Source organism: Massilia sp. AB1 (assembly GCF_018119385.1).
Classification (GTDB): Bacteria; Pseudomonadota; Gammaproteobacteria; order Burkholderiales; family Burkholderiaceae_D; genus Telluria.
In genome coordinates this window covers 1-7,302 of record NZ_JAGKSG010000087.1, presented here as the reverse complement: position 1 = coordinate 7,302, position 7,302 = coordinate 1, and the positions used below count along the sequence as shown (strand labels likewise).

At 65.2% G+C, this 7,302-nt stretch carries 5 protein-coding genes and 1 pseudogene; 4 read left to right on the top strand and 2 right to left on the bottom strand.

What is annotated here, in order from left to right:
• Window positions 1–399, top strand: a pseudogene (locus J8847_RS23705) (hypothetical protein); the annotation flags it as partial.
• A gap of 91 nt (window positions 400–490) precedes the next feature.
• Here the strand turns inward: J8847_RS23705 and J8847_RS23700 are convergent.
• Both J8847_RS23700 and J8847_RS23695 read right to left on the bottom strand, forming a co-directional pair.
• Window positions 491–895 (bottom strand): hypothetical protein, encoded by a 405-nt coding sequence (locus tag J8847_RS23700; protein ID WP_211527147.1) that lies wholly within the window; start codon window positions 893–895, stop codon window positions 491–493.
• A gap of 87 nt (window positions 896–982) precedes the next feature.
• On the bottom strand, window positions 983–2,038 hold the full coding sequence (locus J8847_RS23695) for a DUF475 domain-containing protein (RefSeq protein ID WP_211527146.1): 1,056 nt from the start codon (window positions 2,036–2,038) through the stop codon (window positions 983–985).
• Window positions 2,039–2,182: 144 nt separating this feature from the next.
• On the opposite strand from J8847_RS23695, the gene J8847_RS23690 reads away from it, so the two are divergent.
• From J8847_RS23690 to J8847_RS23680, 3 genes are all read left to right on the top strand, one after another.
• Entirely contained in the window at window positions 2,183–2,602 is a 420-nt protein-coding gene (locus J8847_RS23690) for a divergent PAP2 family protein (protein ID WP_211527145.1), read from the top strand.
• Window positions 2,603–2,860: 258 nt separating this feature from the next.
• Window positions 2,861–3,994 carry an efflux RND transporter periplasmic adaptor subunit gene (locus tag J8847_RS23685; RefSeq protein WP_211527144.1) on the top strand — a complete coding sequence of 378 codons (1,134 nt, stop codon included), beginning with the start codon at window positions 2,861–2,863 and terminating at the stop codon, window positions 3,992–3,994.
• 21 nt (window positions 3,995–4,015) lie between these two features.
• Window positions 4,016–7,228: an efflux RND transporter permease subunit gene (locus J8847_RS23680; protein ID WP_211527143.1), complete on the top strand. Its 3,213-nt coding sequence runs from the start codon at window positions 4,016–4,018 to the stop codon at window positions 7,226–7,228.
• The last annotated feature ends 74 nt before the right edge of the window (window positions 7,229–7,302 follow it).

Below are 7,302 nucleotides of genomic sequence, written 5' to 3'. Positions count from 1 at the left end.
CAGGCGCGCCTGGCGCGCGAGCGCGAACTGGCCGAGCAGGCGGCGGTGCAGGCCGCGGTCGAGAAGCGCGAAGCCCAGCGCGCGCTGCTGGAGCACGCCCAGGCCCATGCCGAGATGCAGCGCAAGGCGGCGCAGGCGACCCAGCAGATGGCGGACGCGCGCAAGCATCTGTTGAATCTGGAAAGCAAGCGCCAGGAAGAGCAGGCGGCCGAGCTGGCCGCAACCGAGCGCACGATCGGGGAACGCAAGCAGGAGGCGAGTTACCGCTCGGTGTCGGCGGACCTGACGCGCGAGGTGCTGGTGAGGCTGAAGCAGCCGTCGGCGGGGTCGTCGGCGGCGGAGGCGGCTAACCGGCTGGCGGATGCGATCTTGCAGCAGCGGAGCAGGGATGAACGCTGATTAGGACCACTAGCCTATAAGCCGTCATTCCGGCCTTCGCCGGAATGACGGTCTTAGGGCTGGAGGTGATGTTTGGTGCTGGAGGCTGTACTTACTGCCCCGCCGCCGCCTCACTCGGCGCCACCGGATTCACCGGCCCCGTACCAACCTTCGTCGCGAAATACTCCGTCTCCCCGAAGCAAGTCGTCGGCACGCCCTTGTGCTGCTCATAGCTGATCTGCACCCGCTGCCCCATGCTCGACTGCAGCGGCTTGACCAAGCTTTCATCGCGCACCGTGAACGCGAAGCGCTCCGGAATCGCCCCCGGCATGCTCGACAGCAGGATCTCTCCCTCCCAGGTCTTGCACAGCCAGCCCTTCTTCGAGAACTTCTGCAGGTAGCCGGCCCGTTCGCCCTCCGAATACGACCAGCTCAGCGTAAACCAGGTGTACAGCGCGAACAGCACTAAGACAGTAGCGATGGAAGACAACAGGAGAGCAAGGGCGCGCTTGGGCATGGTCGTGGCTGTTCAGTAAAAAAGCTTGTCAGGATGGCAGCGCCCATTCTGCCATGGCTGGGCCGCAACGCCAACTGGCCTGCGCCTTCAGGCCACTTCCTCGCGCTTGCGCTCCTGCGCCTCGACGCGCCGCCGGTAGCGTACCGAGGACCATACCGAGACCAGGATGAAGGCCAGCCCCGACAGCCCCGTGAACCATTCGGGGATGTGGTAGTGCACGCTGGCGAACATGATCAGGGCCAGGATGCCGATCGCGTAGTGCGCCCCGTGCTCCAGGAACACGAATTCCTGCAAGGTGCCCTTATAGACGAGAAACACCGTCATCGAGCGCACGAACATGGCGCCGATGGCCAGGCCCAGCATGATGATCACCACGTCGTTGGTGATGGCGAAAGCCCCGATCACGCCGTCGAAGCTGAACGAGGCGTCCAGCACTTCCAGGTAGAGGAAGCCGCCGATGCTGCCCTGGGAAATCATGGCGCCCACGGTCGGGTCTTCCTCCTCATGCTCGAGCAAGCCGCTGAGCCATTGCACCCCGATATAGATCAGCACCCCGACCACCCCGGCGATCAGGACCGGCAGCTTGCGCGCGTGCGGCATCAGGCTCATGGCGAAGAACACGCCCAGCAGGGTGATCAGGACCGCCAGCCCCTCGGTGCCGTATTTACCCACCTTTTCCTCGATCCAGCCCAGCCAGTGCAGCTCCTTTTCCTCGTCGAACAGGAAGTTCAGGAACACCAGGGCCAGGAAGGCGCCGCCGAAGGCCGCCACCTCGGCATGGCGCTCGGTCAGGTGGCGCGAGTACTCGAGCGGCGTATTGATCGCCATGTGCCAGACATCCACCAGCCCCAGGCCGGTGGCGACCGCCACGATCACCAGGGGGAACAGCAGGCGCATCCCGAACACGGCCACCAGGATGCCGACGGTGAGGAAGAGCTTGCGCCAGAACTCGTTCCAGTGGCGCAAGACGGAGGCGTTGACGACCGCGTTGTCGAAAGAAAGCGACACTTCCAGCACGCCCAGTACCGCGGTGATCCACAGGGCCTGGAGCATGCCGGCCACCCCCTTGTGCTCATAACCCCACCAGCCCGCCAGGGCCATCAGGACGACGGTAACCGCGATGGACAACCGGAAATGCCGCATACAGCCCCCTTGCTTGTCTTGGTCGAGTGGAGGAATATTACCGCTCCGGACACAGCGGGGGCGCATCGGAAAGGTCGCCGCAGGGGCATTCATCTGAGATAATTCCGCACGGCATTTTCACGGCATATCTCTTTTGGGTTTTATATGGAATTTATCTACCTCGTGACCCCGGTCCTGACCTGGATGATGGTCGGCCCGATCAAGTTTCTCATCACCAGCGCGCGCCAGCGCCGCTGGGCATTCAATCTGGTCGGCAATGGAGGCTTCCCGAGCAACCATAGTGCCGTCGTGACCAGCATGGCCACCCTGATCGCCCTGCGCGAGGGGATGGGCCATCCTGCGTTCGGGGTCGCCGTGACCCTGGCCTTCATCGTGATGATCGATGCCAACAGCCTGCGCCAGCACGTCGGCCGCCATGCGGTCACCCTGAACCGCCTGCACGACGGCAAGGAAGACTATGTCGTCCTGCGCGAGCGCATGGGCCATACCCTGGTCGAGATCGCCGGCGGCATCGTGACCGGCATCGGCATGGGCTGCCTGATCAACGCCGTCCTGGGCGCCTGAGGCGCCCCTGGGGAGGAGACAAAGGGGGAGAGGGTGGCCGGCCGGACGTCCGGCCGCTTGAAATCTGTCCGAAATGTCATGCGTTTCAGCGGGCTGGAATGCAGCTCATCGCCAAAAAACGCATTTCATCCCACGAATTCCGCAAGTCGCAGGTTCCTCTATTGAGTTCGTCGGCCCCCTACTGAATACTGCGCACTGGCCGTATCTGATCTTATTTTTATAAAAAGCTTACCGAGTCCACTTCCGGAGAACCATAACATGCTGCGCAAATCACTACTCGTTCTAGCCATCGCCTCGGCCCTCGTCGCCTGTGGCAAGGAACCCGCCAAGGGCCCCGGCGCCCAGGCGAAGGACAACAAGCCCACGCAGCTGACCGTGGCCCCGGAAGACGTGCTGACTGTCCAGAGCGACGCGATCTCGTCCGGCCCGGTCGTCACCGGCTCGATCCAGCCGGAGCGCCGCGCCGACCTGCGCGCGGAAGTCTCGGCCATCGTGCTGCAAGTCCTGAAAGAGAACGGCGAGCCGGTCAAGCGCGGCGACGTGCTGGTGCGCCTCGACGAAACCTCGATCCGCGACACCCTGATGTCGGCCGAGGAAGCCCAGCGCGCCGCCAACCTGTCGCTGGAGCAGGCCAACCGCCAGCTCGAGCGCCTCAAGACCCTGCGCGCCTCCGGCATGACCTCGGTGAAGGCCCTGGACGACGCCGAAATGGCGCGCAACAACGCCCTGAGCGAACTGTCGGCCGCCAAGAGCCGCGTCGCCACCGCGCGCCAGCAGCTGGCCCGCACCGTGGTGCGCGCCCCGTTCGACGGCATCGTGTCCGACCGTAAGGTCTCGGCCGGCGACACCGCCACCATGGGCAAGGAACTGGTCAAGGTCATCGACCCGAACAGCATGCGCTTCGAGGGCCGCGTCTCGGCCGACTCGATCGCCACCGTCAAGGTCGGCCAGAAGGTCAACTTCCGCGTCAACGGCTACGGCGAGCAGCAGTTCGCCGGCGTCGTCAAGCGCATCGACCCGGCCGCCAACGCCGTGACCCGCCAGGTCGAGGTGCTGGTCGACTTCGCCGACAAGGCCCAGCCGAAGGTGGCCGGCCTGTACGCCGAAGGCCGCGTCGACGCCACCTCCGCCAACGCCCTGATGCTGCCGGAAGCCGCGGTGGTCAAGGCCGGCGACAAAGCCTACACCTGGCGCGTCAAGGACAAGAAGCTGAACAAGGTCGACCTGGTGCTGGGCGCGCGCGACCAGCGCACCGGCAACTTCGAAGTCAAGCAGGGCCTGGCCGCCGGCGACATCGTGCTGCGCGCCCCGAGCTCGAACCTGAAGGACGGCCAGAAGGTCGAAATGCCTGCCGCGCGTGTCGCCAGCGCGGCGCCGGTGCAGGGCAAGTAAGGAAAACAAGGAAAACAACAAATGTTCCTCTCTAATTTCAGTGTCAAGAGGCCGGTCGCCACCGTCGTCCTGATCGTGGCGATGATGTGCGTCGGCCTGCTCGCCCTGTCGAAGCTCAAGGTCAACCAGAACCCGGACGTCGAGCGTCCAGGCGTCACGGTCGACATCCCGTATCCGGGCGCCTCGCCCGAGACCGTCGAGCGCGAAATCACCAACCGCCTGGAAAAGCAGATGCTGGCGATCCAGGGCGTCACCGAAGTCAACTCGAACTCGTACGAAGGCGGCGTGTCGATCTGGCTGGAATTCGACTTCGACCGCAACGTGATCGAAGCCTCGGACGACGTGCGCAACGCGATCGCCGCGGTGCGCTACAAGCTGCCGGTCGAGATGCGCGAACCCGTGCTGCGGCGCTGGGACATCACCGCCGAGCCGGTGATGTCGCTGGCGCTGTCCTCGAGCACCCAGTCGCACGCCGAGATCTCGCGCTATGCCGAGGACGTGCTGGCCGATAAGTTCCGCTCCATCGAGGGTGTCTCGACCGTGAACGTGAACGGCGCGCTGCGCCGCGAGCTGTCGGTCCTGCTGCGCGCCGAGAAGCTGCGTGAATTCAACGTGTCGGTGTCCGACGTCGTCAGCGCCCTGCGTACCCAGAACACGAATGCCCCGGTCGGCAAGCTGCGTAGCGAGCTGGACGAGAAAGGCATCCGCCTGGTCGGCCGCATCGAGCGTCCGGAAGATTTCTCGCAAGTCGTGGTCAAGCGCAACGGCGACCAGATCGTGCGCCTGAACCAGGTGGCCGAGACCAAGGACGGCTTTGCCGATCTCAACAGCCTGTCCATGCGCAGCGGCAATCCGAACGTCGGCCTGCAGATTTCCCGTTCGCGCGACGCCTCGACCGTTTCGCTGGGCAAGAAGGTCCACCAGATGGTCGAACAGGCCAACAAGGAAATGCCGGAAGGCACCAAGGTCGAAGTCGTGCGCGACGGCGGCGACGACGCCCAGCGCAGCCTGAACAACGTGATCGAAGCCCTGGTGCTGGGCGCGATCCTGACCATCTTCGTGGTCTACGCCTTCCTGAACTCCTGGCGTTCGACCCTGATCACCGCGCTGTCGCTGCCGACCTCGGTGCTGGCCGCCTTCATCGCCGTGTGGCTGTGCGGCTTCACCCTGAACTTCATGACCCTGCTGGGCCTGTCGCTGGCGATCGGCGTGCTGATCGACGATGCGATCGTGGTGCGGGAAAACATCGTGCGCCACATGGAAATGGGCTCGGACCGCCGTACCGCCGCGCTCGAAGGCACCGCCGAGATCGGCCTGGCCGTGGCCGCGACCACCTTCTCGATCATGGCCGTGTTCGTACCGGTGGCCTTCATGCCGGGCGTGTCGGGCGAGTGGTTCCGTCCGTTCGCGCTGACCGTGACCTGCTCGGTGATCGTGTCGCTGTTCATCTCCTTCACCCTCGACCCGATGCTGTCGGCCTACTGGGGCGACCCGCCTGACCACGCGCATGCGCCGAAAAAAGGCGTGAGCCGCGCGCTGCAACGCTTTAACGTCTGGTTCGACCACCAGGCCGACCGCTACGGCCGCGTGATCGCCTGGGCCCTGCACCATCGCAAGTGGATGGCCGCCATCGCCGTCGCCAGCTTCGTCGGCGCGATCGCCCTGCACAGCTTCTTCGGCGGTTCGAGCTTCCTGCCGAAGGCCGACCACGGCACCATCATGGTCGAGATCCGCACCCCAGCCTCGTCGAGCCTGGAGTACTCGCGCCGCAAGGTGGAAGCGGCGGCCGAGCTGGCCCGTACGATTCCGGAAACCGAGGACACCAACAGCAACGTCAACCTGAGCGGCGGCCGCGTCTATGTCGATATCGGCAAGCGCAGCACCCGCAAGCGCACCGCCGCCGAAATCGGCACCGAGCTGCGCGCCAAGATCGCTCCGCTGGTGGGCGCCGAGTACACCGTGATCGACGACCTGAGCGGCGGCGGCAAGCCGGTCCAGATCGAGTTCACCGGTCCGGATTCGCGCAAGCTGATGGAACTGACCTCGGCCTACATGGAAAAGCTGCGCGAAGTCCCGGGCGCGGTCGACGTCACCCTGTCGGAGCAGGATCCGAAGAACGAGCTGCAGATCGTGCTCGACCGCGGCCTGGCCAATGCCATGGGCATCTCGATCAACGACGCCGCCCAGGCCCTGCGCGTGGCCTTCGCCGGCATCGAGGTGGGCGACTGGGTCGACCCGACCAGCGAAACCCGCGACGTCGCCGTGCGCCTGCATCCGGAAGACCGCGTCAACACCGAAAGCATCGAGCGCCTGCCGATCGCGGTGCAGGGCACCGGCATGATGGTGCCGCTGGAGCAGATCGCGACCATCACCATGGGCAAGGGCCCGGCGGGTATCCGCCACAAGGACGGCGAGCGCCTGATCACGGTCTCGGCCAACGCCCAGGGCCGTTCGGCCGGCGAAGTGACCCAGGACGCGATGAAGCTGGCCAAGAGCTTCGACTTCCCGCCGGGTTATGGCCTGGCGCTGGGCGGCCAGGGTGAAGACCAGCAGGAACTGTTCGGCGAGATGATGATCGCGCTGTTCTCCGGCATCGGCCTGATGTACCTGATCCTGGTGATGCAGTTCGGCTCCTTCACCGCACCGCTGGGCGTGATGCTGTCGCTGCCGCTGTCGCTGATCGGCGTGGTGCTGGCCCTGATCCTGTCGAAGAACACGCTCAACCTGATGAGCATGATCGGCGTCCTGATGCTGATGGGCCTGGTGGCGAAGAACGCGATCCTGCTGCTCGACGCTGCCCGCGCGCTGGAAAAAGAAGGCATGGACCGCGAAGATGCGCTGATGGCCGCCGGCCGCAAGCGCCTGCGTCCGATCCTGATGACCACTTTCGCGCTGATCGCCGGCATGCTGCCGGTGGCGCTGGCCCTGGGCGATTCCGGCCAGTTCTACCAGCCGCTGGCCATCGCGATCATCGGTGGCACCATCACCTCGACCCTGCTGACCCTGCTGGTCGTGCCGACCTTCTACGACAGCATCGAGATCGCCCGCGACCGCATGGTGGCCAAGTTCGGCCGCCGCGCCAAGCGCTACAACCCGGCCTTCGCCTTCGTGATGACCTTCATCGAGGCGATCCTGACCCTGGTCATGGTGCGCCTGGTGTTCCGCATCATCATGCGCCTGATCGGCATGATCACGCGCCGCGGCCGCGGCCGCGGTACGCCGCAAGCGGTGTAAGGGCAGGGCAGGCGCCGCGTGCGCCTGTTGCCTGAAGTACCTGACGGCCAGCAAACTCGCTGGCCGTTTTTTTT